The organism is Cupriavidus sp. SZY C1, from assembly GCF_032190535.1.
GTDB lineage: Bacteria > Pseudomonadota > Gammaproteobacteria > Burkholderiales > Burkholderiaceae > Cupriavidus > Cupriavidus pauculus_C.
On sequence record NZ_JAUANU010000026.1, the window covers coordinates 1 to 26,820 of the forward strand.

A 26,820-nucleotide genomic window follows, 5' to 3' on the forward strand; every position below is an offset into this window, starting at 1 on the left:
GTCTTGCCGTGGTCAACGTGACCAATCGTACCTACGTTCACGTGCGGCTTGGTCCGCTCGAACTTTTCCTTTGCCATGTTTCAGCTCCTAATGGAATACAGTCTGATTCGATTCTTTTGCGCCGCCACGCAGGTCATGCGTGGCGGTGCGACGTTTATTGCTTGCCCTTGGCGGTCATCACGGCTTCGGCGATGTTCTTCGGCGCCTCGGCGTAGTGCTTGAATTCCATGGTGTACGTGGCGCGGCCTTGGGTGGCCGAGCGCAGCGCCGTGGAATAACCGAACATTTCCGACAGCGGGACTTCGGCCTTGATGATCTTGCCGCCGCCAACCATGTCGTCCATGCCCTGCACGATGCCGCGGCGGGACGACAGATCGCCCATCACGGTACCCGTGTAGTCTTCCGGCGTTTCCACTTCCACGGCCATCATCGGCTCCAGCAGAACCGGGCTGGCCTTGCGCATGGCTTCCTTGAAAGCCATCGAGCCGGCCATGCGGAACGCGTTTTCGTTCGAGTCCACGTCGTGGTACGAACCGAACGTCAGCGTGACCTTCACGTCCACCACCGGGAAGCCGGCCAGGATACCGGACGGCAGCGTGTCGACGATACCCTTCTCCACCGCGGGGATGTATTCGCGAGGAATCACACCGCCCTTGATGGCGTCGATGAACTCGAAGCCCTTGCCCGGCTCCTGCGGTTCCAGCGTGATCACGGCGTGACCGTACTGGCCGCGGCCGCCCGACTGCTTGACGAACTTGCCTTCGACGTCCTCGGCCTTCTTGCGGATGGTTTCGCGGTAGGCCACCTGCGGGGCGCCGATGTTGGCTTCCACGCCGAATTCGCGCTTCATGCGGTCCACCAGGATTTCCAGGTGGAGCTCGCCCATGCCCGAAATGATGGTCTGGCCCGATTCTTCATCGGTACGCACGCGGAACGACGGATCCTCGGCGGCCAGGCGGTTCAGGGCGATGCCCATCTTTTCCTGGTCGGCCTTGGTCTTCGGCTCCACGGCCTGCGAGATCACCGGCTCCGGGAACACCATGCGCTCGAGCACGATCGGGGCAGCCGGATCGCACAGCGTGTCGCCCGTGGTGGCGTCCTTCAGGCCCACCGCGGCGGCGATGTCGCCGGCCAGCACTTCCTTGATTTCCTCGCGCTGGTTGGCGTGCATCTGCAGAATACGGCCCAGACGCTCCTTCTTCTGCTTCACCGGGTTGTACACGGTGTCGCCCGAGTTGATCTTGCCCGAGTACACGCGGAAGAAGATCAGCTGGCCGACGAACGGGTCGGTCATGATCTTGAAGGCCAGCGCCGAGAACTTCTCGTTATCGTCGGCCTTGCGCTCCAGCTTCTTCTCGTCGTCGCTTTCGTCTACGCCCTTGACCGGCGGGATGTCCACGGGCGACGGCAGGAAGTCGATCACGGCGTCCAGCATACGCTGCACACCCTTGTTCTTGAACGCGGTGCCGCACAGCATCGGCTGGATTTCGCAGGCGATGGTACGGTCACGCAGCGCCTTGACGATCTCCGCGCGGGTCAGCTCTTCGCCGCCCAGGTACTTTTCCATCAGCTCTTCGCTGGCTTCGGCGGCCGACTCGACCATCTTCTCGCGCCATTCGTCAGCGGTGTCCTTCAGCTCGGCCGGGATGTCCTGGTACTCGAACTTCACGCCCTGGCTGGCTTCGTCCCAGATGATGGCCTTCATTTCCAGCAGGTCGACCACGCCCTGGAAGCCGTCTTCGGCGCCGATCGGCACCACCACGGGCACCGGGTTGGCCTTCAGGCGGGTCTTCAGCTGGTCGTAGACCTTGAAGAAGTTCGCGCCGGTACGGTCCATCTTGTTGACGAACGCCAGACGCGGCACGCCGTACTTGTTGGCCTGGCGCCAGACGGTTTCCGACTGGGGCTGCACGCCACCCACTGCGCAGTAGACCATGCAGGCGCCATCCAGCACGCGCATGGAACGCTCCACCTCGATGGTGAAGTCCACGTGGCCCGGGGTGTCGATGATGTTGAAACGGTGCTCGGGGTAGTTGCCGCCCATGCCCTTCCAGAAGGCGGTGGTAGCAGCGGAGGTGATCGTGATGCCACGCTCCTGCTCCTGCTCCATCCAGTCCATCGTGGCCGCGCCGTCGTGCACTTCACCGATCTTGTGGTTCACACCGGTGTAGAACAGGATCCGCTCGGTCGTGGTGGTTTTACCCGCGTCAATGTGAGCCGAAATACCGATATTGCGGTAGCGCTCAATGGGAGTCTTACGAGCCACTTTAATCCTCTATTCGTCCGTGAGGCGCAGCAATCTCATGGGCTGCGCCCCTAACACAAACGGGCGAGATGTGTGAAAACACAGCCCGCCCGGCAACCAACAGCGTTTTTCGCGCGCCTTAGAAGCGGAAGTGCGAGAACGCCTTGTTGGCTTCGGCCATGCGGTGTACTTCGTCGCGCTTCTTCATTGCGCCACCACGGCCTTCTGCAGCTTCCATCAGCTCACCTGCCAGGCGCAGCGCCATCGACTTCTCGCTGCGTTTTTTCGCGGCCTCGCGCAGCCAACGCATCGCCAATGCCAAACGACGCGACGGACGGACTTCGACCGGAACCTGATAGTTAGCACCGCCCACGCGACGGCTCTTCACTTCCACCACCGGCTTCACGTTGTTGATCGCAACGGAGAACACTTCGATGGGGGCCTTGCCTGCCTTCTTTTCGATCTGGTCGAACGCGCCGTACACGATACGTTCGGCAACCGACTTCTTGCCGTCCAGCATCAGCACGTTCATGAACTTGGCAACTTCGACATTGCCGAACTTCGGATCAGGCAGAACTTCCCGCTTGGGGACTTCACGACGACGTGGCATCTTCTTTCCTTAAGATTCAGTTGAGAGGCGGTCTGAATGTTTCCGCTCTCCGGCCACCAACTAGCTTGCCAGCATCAGGCTGGACAAATTCGCCGGGTGACCACTTACTCGACGGCACGGCGCACAAAAAACGCTCCGTTTTACCGCCGCCTGGTGACAGCTCCATGACGCATCGTCACGGCCGTCGGATATTGCTTTGCGCGAAAGCTTAGGCAGCCTTCGGACGCTTCGCACCGTACTTCGAACGGGCCTGCTTGCGGTCCTTCACGCCTTGCAGGTCCAGCGAGCCACGGACGATGTGGTAACGCACACCCGGCAGATCCTTCACACGGCCGCCGCGGATCAGCACGACCGAGTGTTCCTGCAGGTTGTGGCCTTCACCGCCGATATACGAAATGACTTCGAAACCGTTGGTCAGGCGCACCTTGGCGACCTTACGCAGTGCCGAGTTCGGCTTCTTCGGCGTCGTGGTGTACACGCGGGTGCACACGCCGCGACGCTGCGGGCAGTTCTCAAGCGCGGGGCTCTTGCTCTTGATGACTTCAGAGACACGCGGCTTGCGAACCAGTTGGTTGATAGTTGGCATTGTTCAATCCAGCTTGGTTTTACAAAAACACCCCTCCGCCAGCATCTGACCAAGGGGCAACAACGGGTTTTGGGCGGGAAAGGCGAGCAGGACGCTCTGTAGGAAGGGCTGTGAAGTGACAGACTTGCCAAAGAGCGCGAGCTTGCCGGGATCCCGCTGTCGTCCTGCCTGCCGGGCACCTGAAGCGCCACAAACCCGACGGACGAGCGAAATCCGAAGCCAAAAACTCGAATCTGGCACTCTAGCAGCGTGGTTTGCAACGGTCAAGGGGTATACGCGGCGTATACGTATACGGGCCGCGTCCAGCTGGCCTCACACCGCCCGCAGCGCTTCGAGGATTTCGTCGCCGTACCGCTCCAGCTTCGACGCCCCGATGCCGGGCACCTCCGCCAGGTCGTCCAGAGACTCCGGCGCGCTGCGCGCCAGCTCGGCGAGCGTGGCATCGTGGAAGATCACGTAGGCCGGCACGCCATGCGACTTGGCCGTGGCCGTCCGCCAGCGCCGCAGCGCCTCCCAGTTGGCCAGCGTGTCAGCGTCCATCGTGGCGGTGTGGTCGGTGCGCGTGCCGCCGCGCCCTGCCCGCTCTCCGGACTTGGCCGGTTTGCTGACCTGGCGCCGCAGTGTGATCGATTGCTCACCCTTGAGCACCGCCCGGGCCGGCTCGCCCAGCAGCAGCGCGCCATGGCCGCCGTGATCGATCACCAGCAGCCCGTGGGCGATGAGCTGGCGGAAGATCGCGTGCCATTCCGATACGGACAAGTCCTTGCCGATGCCAAAGGTCGACACCTTGTCGTGGCCCCACTGGCGGATCTTCTCGGTCGAGTTGCCGCGCAGCACGTCGATCAGGTGCGTGGCGCCGAAATGGACGCGACTCGTCTGCGCCGTGCGGTAGACGCAGGAAAGTGCCATCTGCGCCTCCCGGGTGCCGTCCCACGTGGACGGCGGCTCCAGGCAGGTGTCGCAGTTGCCGCACGGCCCGGCCGACTCGTCGAAGTAGGCCAGGATCCGCACCCGCCGGCAGCCGGCCGTTTCGCACAAACCCAGCAGCGCGTCGAGCTTGGCGGACGACACCCGCTTGTGGGCGTCGTCCGCCTCGGATTCGTCGATCATGCGCTTCTGCTGCACGACGTCGCCCAGGCCATAGGCCATCCACGCGTTGGCCGGCAGCCCGTCGCGGCCGGCGCGGCCGGTTTCCTGGTAATAGCCTTCCATGCTTTTCGGCAAGTCCAGGTGTGCCACAAAGCGCACATCCGGCTTGTCGATGCCCATGCCGAACGCAATCGTCGCCACCATGACGATGCCCTCCTCCTCGCGGAACCGGGCCTGGTGGTGCTGCCGCACCTGGGCGTCCATGCCGGCGTGGTAGGCCAGCGCGTTGATGCCGTGGCCGGCCAGCCACTGTGCGGTTTCCTCCACCTTCTTGCGCGACAGGCAGTAGACGATGCCGCTGTCGTGCCCGCCGTCGCCGTTCATGTGCTCGGCCTTGATGAAGGCCAGCAATTGCTGCCTGGCGTTGTCTTTCTCGACGATGCGGTAGCGGATGTTCGGCCGGTCGAAGCTGGAGATGAAGACGCGCGCATCGTCCAGCGCCAGCCGCTCGATGATTTCGTTGCGCGTCAGCGAGTCCGCGGTGGCCGTGAGCGCGATGCGCGGCACGTTCGGGAACCGCTCGTGCAGCACCGAAAGCTGGATGTACTCGGGCCGGAAGTCGTGCCCCCATTGCGACACGCAGTGCGCCTCGTCGATGGCGAACAGCCCCACGCGCGTGCGGTCCAGCAGGTCCAGGAAGCGCGGCGTCATCAGCCGTTCGGGCGCCACGTACAGCACCTCGATCCGGCCGGCCAGCAGGTCGCGCTCCACGGCCGACGCCTCGCTGCTGCTCAGCGTCGAGTTCAGCACCGCGGCGCGCACGCCAGCTTCGGTCAGCGCCGCCACCTGGTCCTGCATCAGCGCAATCAATGGCGAAACGACGATGCCGACACCATGGCCGGCCTGCTGGCGCAGCAGCGCGGGAATCTGGTAGCAGAGCGATTTGCCGCCACCGGTGGGCATCAGGACCAGGCAGTCCCCGCCATCGGCCACGTGGTCGATGATCTCGGCCTGCCTGCCGCGGAAGGCGTGATAGCCGAAGACTTCTTTGAGAATCGCCAGGGCGCGCGACATGGGACAGCCGGATACGGAAAGCGGGAAAGGCGTAACCATACCACCGCACGCGGCGCGCAGGTCCGGTGCGGCCGTGGCGATGTCGCGTGGATGCCAAATGCGGCCGGCTGTCTTGCGCCAGCACAAGCAGGGCGTGGCGCCACCGTCCTACGATGGCGACTCAGGTTCCCACCACAAGACACCATGCAGCGCCATGCCTTCACCCTTCCGATCGAGATCATGCGCGGGGGGCCGGAGCCCTACAAGCGACAGATCATGCGGCAGGTCGAGCGCATGATCGTGACCGGACGCCTGCAGACCGGCGACCGCCTGCCATCGATCACGTGCCTGGTCGCCACGCTGCGGGTGTCCCGCAACACCGTGGTCGGCGCCTACGAGGGCCTGACCGATGCCGGGCTGCTGCGCGGCGAGCCGGGCCGGGGCTTCTATGTGGCCGATGCCATACCGCGTGCCTCGGCGCCACCGGCACCGGTGCCACCATCGGCCATGCCGGCCGAGGCCGCGCCGCCGCCCATGGAATCCCCCGCCCGCGCAGCGGTGTGCCCGCCCGGCGTCCATACCTCGCCGCCCCGCCTGCCGGTGATCCACGATTTCAAGCTTGGCCGTCCGGCGCCCGATGCATTCCCGGCCCGCCGCTGGGCCATGCTGTCGAACCCGCTGCTGCGGCAGATGCGCCAGGCCATCAGCGAATACCCGCCCGCGGAAGGGCTCTGGGGCCTGCGCATGCAGATTGCCGACTACCTGGCCGCCACGCGCGCGCTGGCCGTCGAGCCGACACAGATCCTGATCGTCTCCGGCGTGCAGGAAGCCCTGCACCTGCTTGCCGCGCAGCTGGTCCACCATGGCGACCGCGTCGTGGTCGAATCGCCGGGCTATGCCGGCTTCTGCAACCTGCCCCAGCTTGCCCACGCGACGCCGATTGGTGTACCGGTCGATGCGGACGGGCTCTGCGCCCATGCGCTGCCGTCCGGGCCTGTGCGGCTGGTCTACACCACGCCTTCGCACCAGTACCCGCTGGGCTACACAATGTCGATGGACCGGCGCCGCGCCCTGCTGCGCTGGGCCGCCCAGTCCGGCGCCTGCGTCATCGAGGACGACTACGACGGCGACTTCGCCTACGAAGGCGCGCCGCCGCCGCCATTGATGGCGATGGATCCTTCCCGGGTGGTCTATGTCGGATCGTTCTCAAAGGTGCTCGGGCCGGGCCTGCGGCTCGGCTTCATGGCCTGCCCGCCCTGGCTGACCGACGCCATCGCGCGCCGCAAGGCGCTGCTCAACCATGGCTGCCCATGGCTCGAACAGGCCGTGCTGGCGCGGCTGATCGAATATGGCGACTACAGCCGGCATCTGTACCGCCTGCGCCGCCGCTACCGCGAGCAGCGCGACGCCCTGCTCGCCGGGCTGCATGACATCTGGGACGGCCGATGCCACATCAGCGGCGCGGACACGGGCATGCACGTCGCGCTCCATCTGCCGTCCGATGGGCCGACCGCCGCCAGCGTCGCGGATCGCGCACTGGCGCACGGCATCCGGCTGTATCCGCTGCACGAGGCCGCCTGCGGCTTCATCCCGGCCGCGGCCCAGCGGATCCTGCTCCTCGGCTATGCGTCGCAGAACGTGGAACAGATCCGCCAGGCGCTGGTCCGGCTCAAGCTGGCCGTCGGCGCATGCCGGCGGCGGGCGGCCGATGCAGACGCACCGGCCGGCCTCGACGCCTGATCGCTACGGCGCGGCGCGCATCGCGCCGAAGTGGCGGGACAAGGCGTCGATGGCGGCGTCGTCGAGTGGCTCCGCCATTGGCCGCATCACGGCATCGTCGCGCCGGCCGGCCTTGAAGTCGCGCAGCTGCTTGGCCAGGTATTCGGCCTTCTGCCCGGCCAGGTTCGGATACAGGCCGACGCTACTGATGCCGTCCACACCATGGCAGGTGGCGCACATCGGCAGGATGGCCGCCAGCTTGTCGGCCGGCTTCTGCACCGGCTTGCCCCCCTCAACGCCCGCAGCCGCCTGGGCCGCCGCGGCCACGCCAAGCCATGCCAGCACCGCGACCGGCAGTTTCCAATGAGAACGTGTCATGGTCGGGCTCCTTAGTGCTTGCGCGTCGGCGGCAAACCCACCGAGATCCATTGGGTACGGGCGCGCGAGAAGATGCCGGCCGGGCTTTCCATCTTGTGCTCGGCCACCAGCGCCAGGGTTTTGCTGTCGTAGATCCGCAGCCGGTCGCCGTAGTAGCCGGCGCTGACGTACAGGTACTTGCCGTCGCGCGTGTACTCCGGGAAGAACGCATGGCCGCCTGCATCGAGCGTGCGCGCCACCTCCAGCGTCTGCTTGTCGATCAGCTGGATCTGCGACGCCTTCTTGTCCTTGCTGACGATGTCGACAGCCACGTACGGCGCGTCGGGATGCGCCGCCGGCGACTCCGTCGGGCCTGCCACGGCGATGTTCTTCACCACCGAGAAGTCGGCCGTGTCCCACACCGTGACGACGTCACCCTTGTCGCACTGGCCGATATTGGTGCCGAACGCCAGCATCCGGCCGCCCACCGGCGTCACCGCGCCGGACCCCACGTGCGGCTGGCAGCCCGCCGGGATGTCGCGCGCCACCTTGTTCTCCTTGAGGTCGATGGCCACGATCTTGTTGTCGCCGTAGGACGCCACCATCGAGTACCGGCCATCGGGCGTCAGGAACGTGTCGTGCAGCATCCGGCCGACCTTCTCGAGCTTGGTCACCGGCATGCCTTCGCGGTCGGGGTCGACGATCCAGATCTGTCCCGCCTGACGCAACGTCAGCGCGAACCTGTTGTTGATCCGGCTCCCGATCACCGGCCCGCCGGCCGACTGGATGAACTTGCCATCGGGGTCCTTGCCCTCCAGGCGCAGGTACTTCACGGGCTCCAGCGTATCCGCCTTCAGGATCACGACGAGATTCGGCACGATCGAACTCGCGGCCAGCCATTTGCCGTCGTTCGACACGGCGATGCCGGGCCCGGTCAGCCCCGTCTTGACCTTGCGCACCACCTTGAGCGTGTACAGGTCGATCTTGTAGACATGCCCGTCGTCGCTCTTGAGCCACGCCCAGCGCGCCTCCACGGGGCTGAATTCCATGATGTGCGGCGCAACCGGCGTGGCGATCTCGCCAACCACCTTGTTCGTGGCGCCGTCCAGGAACACGGTCTTCGCGTTGTCGCCGCCGGTGCCGCGCCCGTAGCGGCCGCGCGCCATCACCACCATCAGGTCGTAGACCGAACCAATCTGGTAGCTGGGCTTCGACGGCAGCGTCGATTCATCGACCAGCACTTGCAGGCTGTCGCGGATCTGCTGCATCGACCATTCGGGGCGCCCCACTGGCTGCGTCTTGATGTACTGCGAGACCAGCCGGATGTCCTCGTCCGCCATGCGCGAATGGAATGGCGGCATCAGCGTGTCAGGAATGCCGGTCATGATCGTGCCGCGAAGCGCGGCTTCGCTCTGCACCAGCCGGTCCTTGTGCAGGGCCGGCCCGACATAGCCGCCCCGGCTGGCCGAATGGCACACCGCGCAGTTGGCCTGGTACAGCGCGTCCGCACGCTTGAGGGCGTCCGCGGGCATGGCCGATATGGCCGACGACACGCCGGCCGCCAAAACGGTCCCTAGCACTTTTCCTAGCATCGCTTACCTTTTGTGGGGAACGCCACGCTCTGCTGGTGGCGACTACACAAGTCTGCGCGCGGACAGCGACGCCCACAGGGGATGGAAAGCGCGCGCCCGTGGGTACGGATTCGAAGCACTGTTTGCGCCAGATCAGGTGCACTTTAAGGATTCTTCGCTTGCTGCCCGCATGCCGAACGGCTCCAATCTGCCCAGAGGAATCTCAGTGGGGGAGGAGCGATGAGCGGCCAGCAGGACCACTACAGTTTCAGCAGCGAGCACACCCCAGTACCCGGCAGCCGATGGGCGGAGCGCTACGCCTGCTGGCTGATGCGTCGGCGCAGGCTGGTGCTGGCGCTCTCCATCTGCCTTTGCGCGCTTGCGGCCGTTGGACTGGATCGCCTGGGCTTCAGCAGCGACTACCGCGACTTCTTTCGGCCCGACGACCCCCAGCTGCTCGCGCATCAATCCCTTCGTCACTCGTATTCCGACGATTACGATGCCCTGGTCGCGTTCGTGCCTGGTGATGGCACGGTGTTCTCGGCCCGCGCCCTGGGCGCCATGGCGGCGTTCACCGAGAAAGCCTGGTCGTTGCCGCACGCGCGGCGCGTGGACAGCCTGACCAATCATCAGCACGCCGAGGCGGACGCCGATCTGCTTCGGGTTCGTCCGCTCTACCGGGCCGAGCTTGCCGAGACCGCCAGCGGCATCGAGCGAATCCGGACCATTGCGATGGGCGAGACATCGCTGGTGGGCCGGCTGGTCTCGCACGACGGCGCCGTGTCGGGCGTGAACATCAGCTTTGCGCTCCCGGCGCCCACCGAAGCGAGCATGCCGGAAGCCGTGCATGGGCTGCGCAGACTGATAGAGGCGCATCGGGCCGAGTATCCCGACATCAAGATCAAGGCCAGCGGCGGCATCCTGCTCGATACGGCGTTCGAGGAGCAGGCGCAGAATGACCTGGAGACGCTGACGCCGCTGATGTACGCGCTGATCCTGGTGGTGATGTTCATCGCCTTGCGCAGTGCGGTGGGCGTGCTGGCGGCGCTGCTGGTCATGACGTTGTCGATCGTCGCGTCGCTGGGAATGGCCGGATGGTTCGGGCTCCGGCTCACCGCCATGTCGGTGTCGGCGCCAACCATCCTGACGACGATCGCCGTGGCGTGCAGCCTGCACGTCATCGTCTATGCCGTGCGGCGCATGGCCGCCGGGCTGGGCCAGCAGGACGCCGTCCGTGAATCGGTGGCCATCAACCTGCCGATCGTGGCCATGGCGTGTGGCACGGACGCCCTGGGCTTCTTCAGCATGTGCCTGTCCGACGTGCCGCCGATTGCAACGTTTGGCGTGATACTGGGTACGGGGGCCCTGGCGATCTTCATCTTCTCGGTGACGTTCCTGCCCGCCTGCCTGGCGTTGCTGCCGCTGAAAGGCAACAGCCGTCTGCTGCGGCAGGGCCAAGCGTTGGGCAGGTTTGCCGTGGCAATGGTCGATCGGCGACGCCCGATCTTCGGATGCGCGGCTGCGCTGGCGGTCCTCGGCGGCATCTACGCCGCGCAAAACCAGCTCGAAGACAACTTCGTCGATTACTTCAGCCCCGCCGTCGAGTTTCGGCGCGATACGGACTTCATCAGCGCCCATCTGACGGGCGTGCACGCGGTCCACTATTCCCTGGCGGCGCCGGCGGGTACGTCGGTTGCGTCATCCAGCTATCTGCAGGACGTCGATCGTCTTGCCGCGTGGCTGCGGTCGCAGCCCGAGGTTCATCATGTCAGCGCGTTATCCGACATCGTGAAGCGGATTCACCGCACGCTTGAGAACGACTCGCCAGCGGCCTATCGCATCCCGGATGACGACGTGCAGAGCGCGCAGATGCTGCTGCTCTTCGAGATGTCGCTGCCACCGGGGCTCAGCCTCAACGATCAGATCCGGATCGACCGATCCGCCAGCCGGTTGACCGTGGTGCTCGCCGACATCTCTTCCGCGGAGCTGGTGGCGTTCGATCGCCGCGCGCATGACTGGATGCGCGCGAACCTGCCTGACACGATGGCCACGCACGGCACCGGCCCGTCCATGATGTTTGCGCGCATCGGCCAGTCCAACATCCCCGGGACACTGAAGGGGTATGTGCTGCAGATCCTGCTGATCTCGCTGGTTATTGCGGTGGCCATGCAGAGTGTTCGCCTTGGCATCGCCAGCCTGCTGCCGAATGTCCTGCCCTCGCTGCTGGCTTTTGGCGTCTGGGGCGCCACGGTGGGGCAGGTCGGGATGTCGGTCGCAATCGTCAGCGTCCTGGCCTACGGGATCATCGTCGACGACACCATCCACAGCATCTACAAGTATCACGCGGCGCGGACCCGGCAGGGGCTGCCGCCCCGCGCGGCAATCGAGTACGCGTATGGCAGTTCGGGTGTCGCGCTGGTCCTGACGACGATCGTGCTGGTATTGGGATTCGGCGCCCTGACGCTGTCGCACTTCGATCTCAATGCCAACCTGGGAATCATGTCGCTGCTGACCATTGGCATTGCCGGCGTGATCGACCTGGTGGTCCTGCCGCCGCTGCTCTACGTGATGGACCGCCGCGCCACGCGCGAACTCGACAAGCCATTGCCATCAACCATGACACAGGGAACATTGACGCCATGATGCGAACCGTTTCAAGGCTGGCCGTACTCCTTTTCGTGCTCGCCGCGGTGCCGGTGCACGGTGGAACCTCGGCCGGTGCCCCGGACCCCGGGGAAGCGATTGCGGCAGAAGCTTACGCGCGGGAGAGAGGCTTCGACAGCTACCGGATGGACATGGAGATGATCCTGCGCGATCGGCAGGGCCGGGAGAGCGTGCGGCGGATGCGAGGCGCGGTGCTGGAGGTCGCAGACGATGGCGACAAGCATCTGATCGTCTTCGAAGCGCCGGCGGACATCAAGCACACCGCCTTCCTGACCTTCTCGCACGCCGACAAACCCGACGACCAATGGCTATACCTGCCGTCGCTGAAGCGGACCCGGCGCATTGCGTCCGACAACAGGTCGGGCTCGTTCCTTGGCAGCGAGTTTTCCTTCGAGGACCTGACGTCGCAGTTGCCGCGCAAGTTCAGCCACACGCTGGTTGGCGAGGAAACGGTGGCCGACCGGCCCAGTTTCAAGCTGGAGCGCGTGCCGCGTTACGAAGGCTCGGGTTATACCCGACAGTTGCTGTGGATCGACAAGGAGCGATGGGTCACGCTGAAGACGGAGTTCTATGACCGGCGCGGCGCGCTGCAGAAGACGCTGGAGACCGGCGGATATGAACGCTACGAGGGTCGTCTGCTGAAGCCGGCCTGGATGTCCATGCTGAATCACCAGACGGGCAAGTCCACGCGCATCAACATGCGCAACTACAGGTTCCGCGAATCGAGCATCAACCGCCAGGACTTCCTGCCGCAGCGGCTTGAATATGTCCGTTAGCCGGCGGATCGCTGCGCGGTGGTGCGCGGCCATCGGCTTCGGTCTTGCATCCGGTGGCACCGAGGCCGTGCCTGACGTCGAGACGTCGGGCAGCATCGGAATCGAAGCGCGGCTGTTCAACCGTCGCCCCGCGCTGCCGGACCAACGCTGGCATTCGGGTGCGCTGGTCCTGAATCCCGGCTGGATCGTCACGCATCCGGCGGTGCCCGGATTGTCGGCGCGATTGACGATCTACGCGCGGCTCGACACGACGGACACTGCGATGCGGTACGTTGATGCGCGCGAAGCCCAGTTGCGCTATGAGGACGGTGACAACCTCTGGCAAGTCGGGATGGAGACCGTCGATTGGAGCGTAATGGAGTCCAGCCATCCGGCCAACATCATCAACCAGGTGGACACGCGCGCGGATATCGATCTGCAGGCCAAGCTCGGCCAGCCGATGCTGTCCTATACGCGCTTCACCGATCGGTATGGCCGGTTCGCCGCGTACTGGATGCCCTGGTTCCGCCCCCGGCCGCTGCTTGGCACGGGCAGCCGCCTGCGCGTAGGCCCCGTGGCGACGGATAACGCACCGCATGGGCTGTCGCCCTGGCTGCGCACCAATGATGTGGCGGTGTACTGGTCTGGTACGGTCGGCCCAGGCGACCTGAGCGCCTATGTTTTCGATGGCCTGTCGCGCGAGCTGGACTTCTCGGCGGACTTGACCGCGAACTACCGACGCATCCGTCAGCTTGGCCTGACCGCACAGGTGCCCGTGGGCAGCATGCTATGGAAAGGCGAGGCCATCCATCGACGGGGACAGGGACGCCCTTTCTGGTCCTGGACCGCTGGCGGGGAGTACACGGTGACGCAACCGAGCCTGGATGTCTCCCTGCTGTTCGAGATCCTGCGGGACGACCGCGACGACAGCGCGCCGCTGGCGCTCTACAAGAACGCCCTGTTCGGCGGCGTGCGGTTGCGGTTCAACGAGCCCGGCGACGCGGAGCTTCTGTACGGCATCCTGCACGACCGCGCCAACCGCGTGCTGATCCATCGCCTGGAGTTCAGCCGGCGCTTCGGGCAGTCCATCCGCCTGTCCCTTCAGGCACGCAAGGCCGCGTGCAACAGTGACAGCCCCTTTGCGCCGATCTGCCATGACAGTGTTTTCCAGATCAATCTGAACCACAGCTTTTGAGGCCTCGCGTCGCCCAGCGGACTAGACCGGTGCGATGGATGGTGGAGCCCCGAGCCAGCGCCAGCAAGCCCTCCAGGACGAAAAAAAACCCGGCTCTTTCGAGCCGGGTTCTTGACTACCGCGGTAGGGTCGGACGCGATCAGACTGCGTCGCCGTCGCCTTCGGTGGCTTGCACCACCGGCGGCTCGATGAAGAGCGACTGCTCTTCGTCGCTGATCGCCTGGGCGCGTTCGCGCTCGGCGGCCTCGCGTGCCTTGCGGGCACGGTGATAGGCCAGGCCGGTACCAGCCGGGATCAGGCGGCCCACGATCACGTTTTCCTTCAGACCACGCAGGTCGTCGGTCTTGCCCATGATCGCGGCTTCGGTCAGCACGCGCGTGGTTTCCTGGAACGATGCCGCCGAGATGAAGCTGTCGGTCGACAGCGACGCCTTGGTAATACCCAGCAGCAGGTTCTCGTGGATGGCCGGACGCTTGCCTTCGGCGATCACGCGATCGTTCTCGTCGAGCAGTTCCGAACGCTCCACCTGTTCACCCGGGATGAACTTGGTGTCGCCCACTTCCTGGATCTGCACGCGGCGCAGCATCTGACGAACAATCACTTCGATGTGCTTGTCGTTGATCTTCACGCCCTGCAGACGGTACACGTCCTGCACCTCGTCCACGATGTAGTGCGCCAGTTCCTCGATGCCCTTCAGGCGCAGGATGTCGTGCGGGTCCGCCGGACCTTCCACGATCATCTCGCCCTTGTTCACCACCTGGCCATCGTGCACCAGCACCTGCTTTTCCTTCGCGATCAGGAACTCGTGGGCGTTGCCGTCCAGGTCCGTGATGACCAGGCGCTGCTTGCCCTTCGTGTCCTTGCCGAACGACACCGTACCGGTGACCTCCGCCAGCACGGCGGCGTCCTTCGGCGAACGGGCTTCGAACAGCTCGGCCACACGCGGCAGACCCCCGGTAATGTCGCGGGTCTTCTGCGATTCGGTCGGGATACGCGCCAGGACTTCACCAACGTGCACCTGCTGGCCGTCCTTCACGGTAATCAGCGCGCCCACCTGGAAGCCGATGGTCACGGAGTGGTCCGTGCCCGGGATCTTGACTTCCTGGTTGTTCGCGTCGAGCAGCTTCACCTGCGGGCGCAGGCCCTTGGTGGCAGCCGTGCGGCGCTTGGCGTCGATCACCACGAGGGTCGACAGGCCGGTGACCTCGTCCATCTGCTTGGCGACGGTCACGCCTTCTTCCACGTTCTCGAACTTGATCGTGCCCGAGTACTCGGAAACGATCGGGCGCGTCAGCGCGTCCCACGTGGCCAGTTGCGTGCCAGCCTTGATGGCCTGGCCGTCCTGCACCAGCAGCGTGGCACCGTACGGGATCTTGTGGCGTTCACGCTCGCGGCCGTGGTCGTCCGTGATCAGTGCCTCGCCGGAACGCGAGATCACGATCAGTTCGCCCTTGGCGTTGGTCACGTAGCGCATGGTCACCGTGAAGCGCACCGTACCGGTGGCCTTGGCTTCCACGCTCGACGCCACTGCCGCACGCGATGCCGCACCACCGATGTGGAACGTACGCATGGTCAGCTGGGTACCCGGCTCGCCGATCGACTGCGCGGCGATCACACCCACCGCTTCGCCCGAGTTCACCAGCACGCCGCGGCCCAGGTCGCGGCCGTAGCACTTGGCGCACAGGCCGTAGCGCGTGTCGCACGACAGCGGCGTGCGGACCTTGACCTCGTCCACGCCGATGTTGTCGATCAGCTCGACCAGGTCTTCGTCCAGCAGCGTGCCGCTTTCGATCGCGGTTTCCTGGGTTTCAGGGTTCACCACGTCGCCCACGGTCACACGGCCCAGGATACGGTCGCGCAGGGCTTCGATCACTTCACCGCCCTCGACCAGCGCCTTCATGGCCACGCCGTTGGTCGTGCCGCAATCGTCTTCCACCACGACCAGATCCTGCGTCACGTCGACCAGACGACGGGTCAAGTAACCCGAGTTCGCGGTCTTCAGTGCCGTATCGGCCAGGCCCTTACGCGCACCGTGGGTCGAGATGAAGTACTGCAGAACGTTCAGGCCTTCACGGAAGTTCGCCGTGATCGGCGTTTCGATGATCGAGCCGTCCGGCTTGGCCATCAGGCCGCGCATCCCCGCAAGCTGACGAATCTGGGCCGCGCTACCGCGCGCACCCGAGTCCGCCATCATGTAGATCGAGTTGAACGATTCCTGCTTGACCGTCGCACCGGTGCGATCGACCACGTCCTCGTGCTGGAGCTGCTCCATCATCGCCTTGCCCACCTGGTCGCCCGCGGCGCCCCAGATGTCCACGACGTTGTTGTAGCGCTCCTGGTCCGTCACCAGACCCGACATGTACTGCTTGTCGTATTCCTTCACCTTGGCAGCCGCGTCGGAGATGATCTTCTCCTTCTGCGGCGGCACCAGCATGTCGTCGATGGCGATCGAGATACCGGCGCGCGTGGCCAGGCGGAAGCCCGACTGCAGCAGCTTGTCGGCAAAGATCACGGTCTCGCGCAGGCCGCACTTGCGGAATGCCGTGTTGATCAGGCGCGAGATTTCCTTCTTCTTCAGCGGCTTGTTCAGCACCGAGAACGGCAGGCCCTTCGGCAGGATCTCGGACAGGATCGCGCGGCCGACCGTGGTGGCCTGCAGCGTGATCTTGGGCGCGAAACGGGCATCGCCGTCGGCGTCCTTGTTCACGAGTTCGTACTCGGTGATCCGCACGTTCACGCGCGACGCGAGTTCGACTTCCTTGTTCTCGTAGGCGCGGATGACTTCGCTGATGTCAGCGAACGTCATGCCCTCGCCCTTGCCGTTGATCTTGTCGCGGGTCGTGTAGTACAGACCCAGCACCACGTCCTGCGACGGCACGATCGACGGATCGCCGTTGGCCGGGAACAGCACGTTGTTGGACGCCAGCATCAGCGTGCGGGCTTCCATCTGGGCTTCCAGCGACAGCGGCACGTGGACGGCCATCTGGTCACCGTCGAAGTCGGCGTTGAACGCCGCGCAGACCAGCGGGTGCAGCTGGATGGCCTTGCCTTCGATCAGCACCGGCTCGAACGCCTGGATGCCCAGGCGGTGCAGCGTCGGCGCGCGGTTCAGCATCACCGGGTGCTCGCGGATCACCTCTTCGAGGATGTCCCACACCACCGGCGTCTGGCTTTCCACTTCCTTCTTCGCCGCCTTGATCGTGGTGGCGATGCCCATCGTTTCCAGCTTGTGGAAGATGAACGGCTTGAACAGCTCCAGCGCCATCAGCTTCGGCAGGCCGCACTGGTGCAGCTTCAGCGTCGGGCCCACCACGATGACCGAACGGCCCGAGTAGTCCACGCGCTTGCCCAGCAGGTTCTGACGGAAGCGGCCGCCCTTGCCCTTGATCATTTCGGCCAGGGACTTCAGCGGACGCTTGTTGGCGCCGGTCATCGCCTTGCCGCGACGGCCGTTGTCCAGCAGCGAGTCGACGGCCTCCTGCAGCATGCGCTTTTCGTTGCGCACGATGATCTCGGGGGCCTTCAGTTCCAGCAGGCGCTTCAGGCGGTTGTTACGGTTGATGACGCGGCGATACAGGTCGTTCAGGTCCGACGTGGCGAAACGGCCACCATCGAGCGGAACCAGCGGACGCAGTTCGGGCGGCAGCACCGGCAGCACTTCCAGGATCATCCACTCGGGCTTGATGCCCGAACGCTGGAACGCCTCCAGCACCTTCAGGCGCTTGGCGAACTTCTTGATCTTGGCTTCGGAACCGGTGGCCTGCAGCTCGGCGCGGATCTGTTCGATCTGCTTCTCGATGTCGATGCCGCGCAGCAGTTCACGGATGCCCTCGGCACCCATCATGGCCACGAATTCGCCTTCGCCGTACTCGTCGCACTTGGCGATGTAGTCGTCCTCGGACATGATCTGGCTCTTCTTGAGCGGGGTCATGCCCGGTTCCAGCACCACGAATGCCTCGAAGTACAGCACGCGCTCGATGTCGCGCAGCGTCATGTCGAGCACCATGCCCAGACGCGACGGCAGCGACTTCAGGAACCAGATGTGCGCGGTCGGGGCGGCCAGTTCGATGTGGCCCATGCGCTCGCGGCGTACCTTGGCCAGCGTCACTTCCACGCCGCACTTCTCGCAGATCACGCCACGGTGCTTCAGGCGCTTGTACTTGCCGCACAGGCACTCGTAGTCCTTGATCGGCCCGAAGATCTTGGCGCAGAACAGACCGTCGCGTTCCGGCTTGAACGTACGGTAGTTGATCGTCTCGGGCTTCTTCACTTCGCCGTACGACCACGAACGGATCTTCTCCGGCGATGCCAGGCCGATCTTGATCGCGTCGAACTGCTCTTCCTGCTGAACCTGCTTAAAGAGATCGAGCAATGCTTTCATTGCAACTCCTTGTTTCGCCACCGGGCCGGAGTCTGTCCGGCGCGGCGGCATTCAATCCTGTGGGAAACCTTCGCTGGTGGGTACCGGCCGTGCCGGCACCCGCATCAAACCTGGATCAGTAGCGATCCAGGTCGATGTCGATACCCAGCGAGCGGATTTCCTTCACCAGCACGTTGAACGACTCCGGCATGCCGGCATCGATCGAGTGCTCGCCCTTGACGATGTTCTCGTACACCTTCGTACGGCCGTTCACGTCATCGGACTTGACCGTCAGCATTTCCTGCAGCACGTACGACGCGCCGTAGGCTTCCAGTGCCCACACTTCCATCTCACCGAAACGCTGGCCACCGAACTGGGCCTTGCCGCCCAGCGGTTGCTGCGTCACCAGCGAGTACGGGCCGGTCGAACGCGCGTGCATCTTGTCGTCGACCAGGTGGTGCAGCTTCAGCATGTGCATCACACCCAGCGTGACCGGACGCTCGAACGCCTCGCCGGTGCGGCCGTCGAACAGCGTGACCTGCTGCTTCGATGCGGTCAGGCCCTTTTCCTTGGCGATCTCGTCCGGGTAGGCCAGGTCGAGCATGCGGCGGATTTCGGCCTCGTGCGCACCGTCGAACACCGGCGTGGCAAACGGCACACCCTTCTTCAGGTTGGAGGCCAGTTCCAGCACTTCGGCATCCGACAGGCTGTCCAGGTCTTCCGCCTTGCCGCTCTCGTTGTAGATCTGCGCGAGCAGCGGACGGAGTTCGGTGGCCTTGGCCTGCGCCTTGAGCATGTCGCCGATACGCTGGCCCAGGCCGCGCGCGGCCCAGCCCAGGTGGGTTTCCAGAATCTGGCCCACGTTCATCCGCGACGGCACGCCCAGCGGGTTCAGCACGATGTCCGCCGGCGTACCGTCGGCCATGTACGGCATGTCTTCGATCGGGACGATCTTCGACACCACACCCTTGTTACCGTGACGGCCGGCCATCTTGTCGCCCGGCTGCAGGCGGCGCTTGACGGCCAGGTACACCTTGACCATCTTGATCACGCCCGGCGGCAGTTCGTCGCCCTGCGTGAGCTTCTTGCGCTTCTCTTCGAAGGCCAGGTCGAACTCGTGGCGCTTCTGCTCGATGGCTTCCTTGACGGCTTCCAGCTGGGCAGCCACTTCCTCGTCGGCCGGACGGATGTCGAACCAGTGGTACTTGTCCAGGTCGGCCAGGTACTCGCGCGTCAGCTTGGCGCCCTTGGCCAGCTTCTTCGGACCGCCGTTGACGGTCTTGTCGAGCAGCAGGCGCTCCAGACGCTGGAAGGCATCGCCTTCCACGATACGCAGCTGGTCGTTCAGGTCCAGGCGGTAGCGCTTCAGTTCGTCGTCGATGATCGACTGGGCACGCTTGTCGCGCGTCACGCCTTCGCGGGTGAAGACCTGCACGTCGATCACGATGCCGCTCATGCCCGACGGCACGCGCAGCGACGTGTCCTTCACGTCCGAAGCCTTCTCGCCGAAGATGGCGCGCAGCAGCTTCTCTTCCGGCGTGAGCTGGGTCTCGCCCTTCGGCGTGACCTTGCCCACCAGCACATCGCCGGCTTCCACTTCGGCGCCGATGTACGTGATGCCCGACTCGTCCAGACGCGCCAGTTGCGCTTCGGCCAGGTTCGAGATGTCGCGCGTGATTTCCTCGGGTCCGAGCTTCGTGTCGCGGGCGACGACCGACAGTTCCTCGATGTGGATCGAGGTATAGCGGTCTTCGGCCACCACGCGCTCCGAGATCAGGATCGAATCCTCGAAGTTGTAGCCGTTCCACGGCATGAACGCCACCAGCATGTTCTGGCCCAGTGCCAGCTCGCCCAAGTCGGTCGAGGCGCCGTCGGCAATCACGTCGCCGCGGGCAACGATATCGCCAACCTTCACCATCGGACGCTGGTTGATGTTGGTGTTCTGGTTCGAACGCGTGTACTTGATCAGGTTGTAGATGTCCACGCCAACTTCGCCGGCCACGGCTTCGTCGTCGTTCACGCGGATCACCACGCGCATTGCGTCGACATAGTCGACCACGCCGCCACGCATTGCCTGAACGGCCGTGCCCGAGTCAACGGCCACGGTACGCTCGATGCCGGTACCCACCAGCGGCTTGTCCGGACGCAGGCAAGGCACGGCCTGGCGCTGCATGTTGGCGCCCATCAGTGCACGGTTCGCGTCATCGTGCTCCAGGAAGGGCACCAGCGATGCAGCGGCCGACACGATCTGCGACGGCGCCACGTCGATGTACTGCACGCGGTCCGGCGTGACCATGCGGGTTTCACGCTCCGAACCTTCGCGGGCGGACACCAGTTCGTCGATCAGGTTGCCTTCGGCATCGACGGTCGCGTTGGCCTGGGCAACCACGTACTTGCCTTCCTCGATGGCCGACAGGTAGTCCACCTGGTCGGTCAGCTTGCTGTTTTCCACCTTGCGGTACGGCGTCTCCAGGAAGCCGTATTCGTTCAGGCGGGCGTACAGTGCCAGCGAGTTGATCAGGCCGATGTTCGGGCCTTCCGGCGTTTCGATCGGGCACACGCGGCCATAGTGGGTCGGGTGCACGTCGCGGACTTCAAAGCCGGCGCGCTCGCGCGTCAGACCACCCGGGCCAAGGGCCGACACGCGGCGCTTGTGGGTGATTTCCGACAGCGGGTTGGTCTGGTCCATGAACTGCGACAGCTGCGACGAACCGAAGAACTCGCGGATGGCCGACGAAATCGGCTTCGAGTTGATCAGGTCGTGCGGCATCAGGTTCTCGGTCTCGGCCTGGCCCAGACGTTCCTTCACGGCACGCTCCACGCGCGACAGGCCGGCGCGGAACTGGTTCTCCGCCAGTTCGCCGACGCAACGCACGCGACGATTGCCCAGGTGGTCGATATCGTCGACTTCGCCCTTGCCGTTGCGCAGGTTCACCAGGATCTTGATCGTCTCGAGGATGTCCTCGTCCTGCAGCACCATGCTGCCCTCGCCGCTCGGGCGCGACAGGCGGCTGTTGACCTTCATCCGGCCAACGCGCGACAGGTCGTACGATTCCTCGCTGTAGAACAGGCGCTGGAACAGCGCTTCCACGGCGTCCTCGGTGGGCGGCTCGCCCGGGCGCATCATGCGGTAGATGGCGATCCGCGCGGCCGTCTGGTCGGCGGTGTCGTCGGCACGCAGCGTCTGCGAGATGTACGGGCCCTGGTCCAGGTCGTTCGTGTACAGCGTCTGGATTTGCTTGACACCGGCTTCGCGCAGGTTTTCCAGCAGCGTCTCGGTCAGCTCGTCGTTGGCGTTGGCAATCACCTCGCCCGTATCGGGGTCGATGATGTTCTTGGCCAGCACGCGGCCCAGCAGGTAGTCTTCCGGCACGCTGATCAGCTTGGTACCGGCCGAATCCAGGTCACGGATGTGCTTGGCGTTGATCCGCTTGTCCTTTTCCACCACGACGCGGCCGTTCTTGTCGGCGATGTCGAAGCGCGCGACTTCACCGCGCAGGCGCTCGGGCACGAATTCCAGCTGTGCGCCTTCGCTTTGCAGCGTGAAGTTGTCGAACACGAAGAAGTGGGCCAGGATCTGTTCCGGCGTCAGGCCGATCGACTTCAGCAGGATCGTCACCGGCATCTTGCGGCGGCGGTCCACACGGAAGTACAGGATGTCCTTCGGATCGAATTCGAAGTCCAGCCACGAGCCACGGTAGGGGATGATCCGTGCCGAGAACAGCAGCTTGCCCGAGCTGTGCGTCTTGCCCTTGTCGTGCTCGAAGAACACGCCCGGCGAACGGTGCAGCTGGCTAACGATGACACGCTCGGTGCCGTTAATCACGAAGGAACCGGTCGACGTCATGAGCGGGATTTCGCCCATGTAGACTTCCTGCTCCTTCACTTCCTTCACCTTGCCCGGGTTCTCGCGATCGTTGATGATCAGGCGAACCTTGGCGCGCAGGGCCGAGTGGAACGTCAGGCCGCGCTGCTGGCATTCCTTGACGTCGAACGGCGGGTTGGACAGGTGATACGAGACGAACTCCATACGGGCAAGCCCGTTATGGGAGGAGATGGGGAAAATCGCGTTGAAAGCGGCCTGCAGGCCCTCGCTCTTGCGACGCGCGGCCGGCGTTTCCGCTTGCAAAAACTGGGTGTAGGATTCAATCTGTGTGGCAAGCAGGAATGGAACCTGATGAACCGTCGCACGCTTCGCAAAGGATTTGCGAATGCGCTTCTTTTCGGTGAAGCTGTACGCCATGGGATCTCCGAATCATCGCAGGACTGGCTGGACCTTGCCGGCACCTGAGGTGTTCAGCGACTGGGAGGGGATTTGGCGGTTGGCCGCTACCAACCTCTGGCTGACGGTGCCCGCACGCTGCGGACGGTGTGGTCATTGCACGGCGCAATGCCTGCACACGTCCGGGGGGCACCCGACCAAACTTGTCTTCTGCAGTCGGTTCAGAAGACAAACATCAGCAACCACCTAGTGTGCCACTGATGTTTGGCTTCTGCTGAGGCAGCGATCGATATCGCCTGCCGAAGCATACGCTACTTCACATTTCGTCCATCCGGACCGGTCTGCGTTCTAGCTGGGTGCCGCATCGAACACACCCGCATAAGCGCAAAAAGGCTGGCGCCGGGAATTTCCCTTTGCCAGCCCCTGCCGCGTGCCACAGAGGCACGCGCGGTACCACTTACTTGACGTCGACCTTGGCGCCGGCTTCTTCCAGCTTCTTCTTGGCCTCGTCGGCAGCAGCCTTGTCCACGCCTTCCTTGACGGGCTTCGGTGCGCCATCGACCAGGTCCTTGGCTTCCTTCAGGCCCAGACCGGTGATCTCGCGCACGGCCTTGATCACGCCAACCTTGTTCGAGCCAACTTCGGCCAGAATCACGTTGAACTCGGTCTTTTCTTCAGCAGCGGCGGCACCGCCAGCGCCCGGGGCAGCAGCCACAGCCATGGCGGCAGCCGACACGCCAAACTTCTCTTCGAACGCCTTGACCAGGTCGTTCAGTTCCATCACGGACATCGCGCCAACGGCTTCCAGGATGTCGTCTTTAGTGATTGCCATTTGGATTACTCCTACTAGATTTGATTCGGGATCGGTATTGCGATCTGTCTATGCGGCAGCTCAGGCAGCCGGGGCTTCCGCTTCCGCGGGAGCGCCTTCGGCGTTCTTGGCAGCCAGCGCGGCCAGCAGACGGGCGAAGCCCGACACCGGCGCCTGCATCACGCCAAGCAGCTGAGCGATCAGTTCGTCGCGGCTCGGGATCGAAGCCAGGGCCTTGACGGCGCCAGCATCGAGAACGTTGCCGTTGTACGACCCTGCGCGCAGGACCAGCTTGTCGTTGGTCTTGGCAAAGTCGTTCAGAACCTTGGCCGAGGCCACTGCATCTTCGGAAATACCGTAGATCAGCGGACCCGTCATCTGCTCTGCGAGGCCTGCAAACGGCGTACCTTCGACGGCACGGCGAGCCAGCGTGTTCTTCAGAACACGCAGGTACACGCCTTGCTGGCGAGCGGTAGCACGCAGCTTGGTCAGATCGCCAACCGTAATGCCGCGATATTCGGCCACGACGATGGTCTGGGCCTTGGCGACTTGCGCCGAAACCTCAGCAACGACGGCCTTCTTATCTTCAATATTGAGTGGCACGGTTAAGCTCCAAAACGATGCGAATGCGGCGGTTGCCCGTCGCCTCACGCATCAGTCCAAACGAACGGCGTCCGATTGGCCCGAATCCACCGGAATGCTCCGGCATCATCAATCCCTTCGGGTGCGCCATCTGCGCTGGCGGGCCGGCGGCCATCGGGGCAAGCCCCGCAAGGGCCGACCGATTAAGTCCACGCTGCGTCGGCAGAGCCGTCGCGGTGTGAACACCAGCGGTCTTTGATAACCAGCAACACCTGCCCGGCAAATCTGCCTGGCTGATGCCACTGCCCAAAGCCTTGCGACGATCGCGGCAGCGCCGCGATCCTCAATTCTTCCCCTGGCCGGCGTTATCGGGTTCCGGTCAGGCGGTTGCCGTCAGCTCAGGCTGCCAGCGAGGTCTGTTCGACGCGGACGCCAACGCCCATCGTGGACGACACGGCAACCTTGCGCAGGTACACACCCTTGCTCGTGGCCGGCTTGGCCTTGACCAGGGCGTCCAGCAGGGCGCTCAGGTTGCTCTTCAGCGCGGCGTCTTCAAACGAGCGACGGCCGATGGTGGCGTGGATGATACCGGCCTTGTCGACACGGAACTGCACCTGACCAGCCTTGGCGTTCTTCACGGCCTGGGCGACGTCCGGCGTCACCGTGCCAACCTTCGGGTTCGGCATCAGGCCGCGCGGGCCCAGGATCTGGCCCAGCGTACCGACGATACGCATCGTGTCCGGCGAGGCGATCACGACGTCGAAGTTCAGGTTACCGGCCTTGACTTGCTCGGCCAGGTCTTCCATGCCCACCACGTCGGCGCCAGCAGCCTTGGCGGCTTCAGCCTTGTCGCCCTGGGCGAACACGGCCACGCGGACGCTCTTGCCGGTACCGGCCGGCAGCACGACGGAACCACGGACAACCTGGTCCGACTTCTTGGCGTCGATGCCCAGTTGCACGGACACGTCGATCGACTCGTCGAACTTCGCCGAGGCGCAGCTCTTGACCAGGCTCAGGGCCTCGTCGATCGGGTAGAACTTGGTGCGCTCGATCTTCGCCTTGTTGGCGGCGACGCGCTTCGAAACCTTAGCCATTTACAGACCCTCCACGGTGATGCCCATCGAACGCGCCGAACCAGCGATCGTACGCACGGCGGCCTCGAGATCGGCAGCGGTGAGATCGGCGTTCTTGGCCTTCGCGATTTCTTCAGCCTGGGCGCGGGTGATCTTGCCAACCTTGTCGGTATGCGGCTTGGCCGAACCCTTGGTCAGGCCGGCTGCCTTCTTGATCAGCACGGTCGCCGGGGGCGACTTCATCACGAACGTGAAGCTCTTGTCGGCGAAGGCGGTAATCACCACCGGCACCGGCAGACCGGGTTCCATACCCTGGGTCTGGGCGTTGAACGCCTTGCAGAACTCCATGATGTTCAGACCACGCTGACCCAGTGCGGGACCAACGGGCGGGGAGGGATTTGCCTTACCAGCCGGAATCTGCAGCTTGATAAAGCCAATGATCTTCTTGGCCATCTCTACTCCAATCCGGATCCGTTCCTGTTGCGGAATCAGATCCTGTTGAGTCGTAACGCGCTATCGTCATGCCGGGCATGACCTCACGCTCCTCTTGAGGGCCCTTGCGGGCCGCTCCATCCGCCCGGCGCCGCCTCAGGGGCTGCGCCGGACAAAATCCTTAAACCTTCTCGACCTGGCCGAACTCGAGCTCGACCGGCGTTGCACGTCCGAAGATCGTGACCGTCACGCGCAGGCGCGACTTTTCGTAGTTCACTTCCTCGACGTTGCCGTTGAAGTCTGTGAACGGGCCGTCCTTGACGCGGACCATCTCGCCCACTTCGAACAGCGTCTTGGGACGCGGCTTCTCGACCCCTTCCTGCATCTGGGTCATGATCTTGTCCACTTCCCGCTGCGAGATCGGGCTCGGGCGATTGCGTGCGCCGCCCACGAAACCAGTCACCTTGCTGGTGTTCTTCACCAGGTGCCACGTCTCGTCGGTCATTTCCATTTCCACCAGCACGTAGCCGGGGAAGAAACGACGCTCGGTCACGGACTTGTGGCCGCCCTTGATCTCGACCACTTCTTCGGAGGGCACCAGGATGCGGCCGAACTTGTCCTGCATTTCGGCGCGTTCGATGCGCTCCTGCAGCGCGCGCTGCACGCTCTTTTCCATGCCGGAGTAGGCGTGCACCACGTACCAGCGCTTCTTCGAAGCGGGCGATTCTGCGGCCGTGGTTTCCTGCTGAGCGTTATCCGTCATGTGCTACCTCTTATTTCCAGCCCAAGACGAGCGAAAAGATGACCCACTCGATGAGCTTGTCGGCCGACCACAGGAACAGCGCCATGATCACCACGAAGGCAAACACGAGCCCGGTCATCTGACCGGCTTCCTTGCGCGTCGGCCAGACGACCTTGCGAACTTCCCGGTACGACTCACGCGCAAAACCCACAAAGTCCTTGCCCGGCGCGGAGACCAGCGCCACCACGACGCCAAGGGCGAGGCCAGCAAAAAGCGCGGCGCCACGGACGTACGACGGCTGCTGGGCCAGCGCGTAGAAACCGATGACTCCGGCGACCACCAGGAGTACCGCGACCACAAGCATCCACTTGCCGGTCGAGGCGCCTACGGTTTCGACATTGGGATTAGCCATGTTTCGCAAACGAGACTAAGCCGCGTCACAGGTGTTCCTGCGACGCGGCTGATTGATTTGGCAGGGGCAGAGGGAATCGAACCCCCAACCTTCGGTTTTGGAGACCGACGCTCTGCCAGTTGAGCTATACCCCTAAAACAACTGTGGGGCCGGCTTCACGCCAACCCCTCTGGCAAACGAACGCGACTGGTTGGTGCCGCGTTCGCCAGTTCGACCTGAAAATCAGTCGAGGATCTTTGCCACAACGCCGGCGCCGACGGTACGGCCGCCTTCGCGGATAGCGAAGCGCAGGCCTTCTTCCATGGCGATCGGGGCGATCAGCTTGACGGTGATCGACACGTT

At 64.3% G+C, this 26,820-nt stretch carries 18 protein-coding genes, 1 tRNA gene and 1 pseudogene; 4 read left to right on the forward strand and 16 right to left on the reverse strand.

The window, feature by feature from the left end:
- Positions 1-154 precede the first annotated feature (154 nt).
- The 4 genes from fusA to recQ all read right to left on the reverse strand — a co-directional run bounded on the left by fusA (position 155) and on the right by recQ (position 5,604).
- Positions 155-2,266: an elongation factor G gene (gene fusA / locus QTN24_RS24575; RefSeq protein ID WP_124683029.1), complete on the reverse strand. Its 2,112-nt coding sequence runs from the start codon at positions 2,264-2,266 to the stop codon at positions 155-157.
- Positions 2,267-2,384: 118 nt separating this feature from the next.
- The gene (rpsG, locus tag QTN24_RS24580; protein WP_124683028.1) at positions 2,385-2,855 is read right to left on the reverse strand and encodes a 30S ribosomal protein S7; all 471 of its coding nucleotides are present in this window, start codon (positions 2,853-2,855) and stop codon (positions 2,385-2,387) included.
- A 208-nt stretch (positions 2,856-3,063) separates the two neighbouring features.
- Positions 3,064-3,441: a 30S ribosomal protein S12 gene (gene rpsL, locus QTN24_RS24585; RefSeq protein WP_006576501.1), complete on the reverse strand. Its 378-nt coding sequence runs from the start codon at positions 3,439-3,441 to the stop codon at positions 3,064-3,066.
- A gap of 312 nt (positions 3,442-3,753) precedes the next feature.
- The gene (gene recQ / locus QTN24_RS24590; RefSeq protein ID WP_313840200.1) at positions 3,754-5,604 is read right to left on the reverse strand and encodes a DNA helicase RecQ; all 1,851 of its coding nucleotides are present in this window, start codon (positions 5,602-5,604) and stop codon (positions 3,754-3,756) included.
- Between the two features lie 183 nt (positions 5,605-5,787).
- On the opposite strand from recQ, the gene QTN24_RS24595 reads away from it, so the two are divergent.
- A complete protein-coding gene (locus QTN24_RS24595) occupies positions 5,788-7,323 on the forward strand; it encodes a PLP-dependent aminotransferase family protein (protein ID WP_313840201.1) in 1,536 nt (511 codons plus the stop codon).
- A 3-nt stretch (positions 7,324-7,326) separates the two neighbouring features.
- Here the strand turns inward: QTN24_RS24595 and QTN24_RS24600 are convergent, their stop codons facing one another.
- Together QTN24_RS24600 and QTN24_RS24605 are read right to left on the reverse strand one after the other, a co-directional pair.
- Positions 7,327-7,680 (reverse strand): c-type cytochrome, encoded by a 354-nt coding sequence (locus tag QTN24_RS24600; RefSeq protein ID WP_313840202.1) that lies wholly within the window; start codon positions 7,678-7,680, stop codon positions 7,327-7,329.
- A gap of 11 nt (positions 7,681-7,691) precedes the next feature.
- The gene (locus QTN24_RS24605) at positions 7,692-9,191 is read right to left on the reverse strand and encodes a cytochrome D1 domain-containing protein (RefSeq protein WP_313840203.1); all 1,500 of its coding nucleotides are present in this window, start codon (positions 9,189-9,191) and stop codon (positions 7,692-7,694) included.
- A 279-nt stretch (positions 9,192-9,470) separates the two neighbouring features.
- Between QTN24_RS24605 and QTN24_RS24610 the strand changes: the two genes are divergently transcribed.
- The 3 genes from QTN24_RS24610 to QTN24_RS24620 are packed head-to-tail and all read left to right on the forward strand — an operon-like array spanning position 9,471 to position 13,844.
- The gene (locus QTN24_RS24610) at positions 9,471-11,873 is read left to right on the forward strand and encodes an efflux RND transporter permease subunit (RefSeq protein WP_313840204.1); all 2,403 of its coding nucleotides are present in this window, start codon (positions 9,471-9,473) and stop codon (positions 11,871-11,873) included.
- A complete protein-coding gene (locus tag QTN24_RS24615) occupies positions 11,870-12,670 on the forward strand; it encodes an outer membrane lipoprotein-sorting protein (RefSeq protein ID WP_313840205.1) in 801 nt (266 codons plus the stop codon). Before QTN24_RS24610 ends, QTN24_RS24615 begins: the two co-directional genes overlap by 4 nt.
- Positions 12,654-13,844 carry a hypothetical protein gene (locus QTN24_RS24620; RefSeq protein WP_313840206.1) on the forward strand — a complete coding sequence of 397 codons (1,191 nt, stop codon included), beginning with the start codon at positions 12,654-12,656 and terminating at the stop codon, positions 13,842-13,844. The genes QTN24_RS24615 and QTN24_RS24620 overlap by 17 nt, the downstream gene beginning before the upstream one ends.
- Positions 13,845-13,983: 139 nt before the next feature.
- Here the strand turns inward: QTN24_RS24620 and rpoC are convergent, their stop codons facing one another.
- From rpoC to QTN24_RS24670, 10 genes and pseudogenes are all read right to left on the reverse strand, one after another.
- Positions 13,984-18,225, reverse strand: coding sequence for a DNA-directed RNA polymerase subunit beta' (gene rpoC, locus QTN24_RS24625; protein WP_124683020.1), 4,242 nt, complete (start codon positions 18,223-18,225; stop codon positions 13,984-13,986).
- A 115-nt stretch (positions 18,226-18,340) separates the two neighbouring features.
- Positions 18,341-22,447, reverse strand: a complete 4,107-nt coding sequence (rpoB, locus tag QTN24_RS24630; protein ID WP_124683019.1) for a DNA-directed RNA polymerase subunit beta — start codon at positions 22,445-22,447, stop codon at positions 18,341-18,343.
- A gap of 436 nt (positions 22,448-22,883) precedes the next feature.
- Positions 22,884-23,258, reverse strand: a complete 375-nt coding sequence (gene rplL / locus QTN24_RS24635; protein WP_124683018.1) for a 50S ribosomal protein L7/L12 — start codon at positions 23,256-23,258, stop codon at positions 22,884-22,886.
- 60 nt (positions 23,259-23,318) lie between these two features.
- Positions 23,319-23,840, reverse strand: coding sequence for a 50S ribosomal protein L10 (rplJ, locus tag QTN24_RS24640; protein ID WP_124683017.1), 522 nt, complete (start codon positions 23,838-23,840; stop codon positions 23,319-23,321).
- A 377-nt stretch (positions 23,841-24,217) separates the two neighbouring features.
- A complete protein-coding gene (gene rplA / locus QTN24_RS24645; RefSeq protein WP_124683016.1) occupies positions 24,218-24,913 on the reverse strand; it encodes a 50S ribosomal protein L1 in 696 nt (231 codons plus the stop codon).
- Positions 24,914-25,345: a 50S ribosomal protein L11 gene (gene rplK / locus QTN24_RS24650; RefSeq protein WP_124683015.1), complete on the reverse strand. Its 432-nt coding sequence runs from the start codon at positions 25,343-25,345 to the stop codon at positions 24,914-24,916.
- Between the two features lie 160 nt (positions 25,346-25,505).
- Positions 25,506-26,087 carry a transcription termination/antitermination protein NusG gene (gene nusG / locus QTN24_RS24655; protein ID WP_124683014.1) on the reverse strand — a complete coding sequence of 194 codons (582 nt, stop codon included), beginning with the start codon at positions 26,085-26,087 and terminating at the stop codon, positions 25,506-25,508.
- Between the two features lie 10 nt (positions 26,088-26,097).
- On the reverse strand, positions 26,098-26,478 hold the full coding sequence (secE, locus tag QTN24_RS24660; RefSeq protein ID WP_124683013.1) for a preprotein translocase subunit SecE: 381 nt from the start codon (positions 26,476-26,478) through the stop codon (positions 26,098-26,100).
- A 58-nt stretch (positions 26,479-26,536) separates the two neighbouring features.
- A tRNA-Trp gene (locus QTN24_RS24665) sits at positions 26,537-26,612 on the reverse strand.
- A gap of 88 nt (positions 26,613-26,700) precedes the next feature.
- Positions 26,701-26,820: pseudogene (locus tag QTN24_RS24670) on the reverse strand (elongation factor Tu); the annotation flags it as partial.

Bases quoted from the DNA above. Each gene is read 5' to 3' on its own strand.
- rpsG (WP_124683028.1), bottom strand. From the start codon at position 2,855: ATGCCACGTCGTCGTGAAGTCCCCAAGCGGGAAGTTCTGCCTGATCCG.
- rpsL (WP_006576501.1), bottom strand. From the start codon at position 3,441: ATGCCAACTATCAACCAACTGGTTCGCAAGCCGCGTGTCTCTGAAGTC.
- recQ (WP_313840200.1), bottom strand. From the start codon at position 5,604: ATGTCGCGCGCCCTGGCGATTCTCAAAGAAGTCTTCGGCTATCACGCC.
- QTN24_RS24595 (WP_313840201.1), top strand. From the start codon at position 5,788: ATGCAGCGCCATGCCTTCACCCTTCCGATCGAGATCATGCGCGGGGGG.
- QTN24_RS24600 (WP_313840202.1), bottom strand. From the start codon at position 7,680: ATGACACGTTCTCATTGGAAACTGCCGGTCGCGGTGCTGGCATGGCTT.
- QTN24_RS24605 (WP_313840203.1), bottom strand. From the start codon at position 9,191: ATGCCCGCGGACGCCCTCAAGCGTGCGGACGCGCTGTACCAGGCCAAC.
- QTN24_RS24610 (WP_313840204.1), top strand. From the start codon at position 9,471: ATGAGCGGCCAGCAGGACCACTACAGTTTCAGCAGCGAGCACACCCCA.
- QTN24_RS24615 (WP_313840205.1), top strand. From the start codon at position 11,870: ATGATGCGAACCGTTTCAAGGCTGGCCGTACTCCTTTTCGTGCTCGCC.
- rpoC (WP_124683020.1), bottom strand. From the start codon at position 18,225: ATGAAAGCATTGCTCGATCTCTTTAAGCAGGTTCAGCAGGAAGAGCAG.
- rpoB (WP_124683019.1), bottom strand. From the start codon at position 22,447: ATGGCGTACAGCTTCACCGAAAAGAAGCGCATTCGCAAATCCTTTGCG.
- rplL (WP_124683018.1), bottom strand. From the start codon at position 23,258: ATGGCAATCACTAAAGACGACATCCTGGAAGCCGTTGGCGCGATGTCC.
- rplA (WP_124683016.1), bottom strand. From the start codon at position 24,913: ATGGCTAAGGTTTCGAAGCGCGTCGCCGCCAACAAGGCGAAGATCGAG.
- rplK (WP_124683015.1), bottom strand. From the start codon at position 25,345: ATGGCCAAGAAGATCATTGGCTTTATCAAGCTGCAGATTCCGGCTGGT.
- nusG (WP_124683014.1), bottom strand. From the start codon at position 26,087: ATGACGGATAACGCTCAGCAGGAAACCACGGCCGCAGAATCGCCCGCT.
- secE (WP_124683013.1), bottom strand. From the start codon at position 26,478: ATGGCTAATCCCAATGTCGAAACCGTAGGCGCCTCGACCGGCAAGTGG.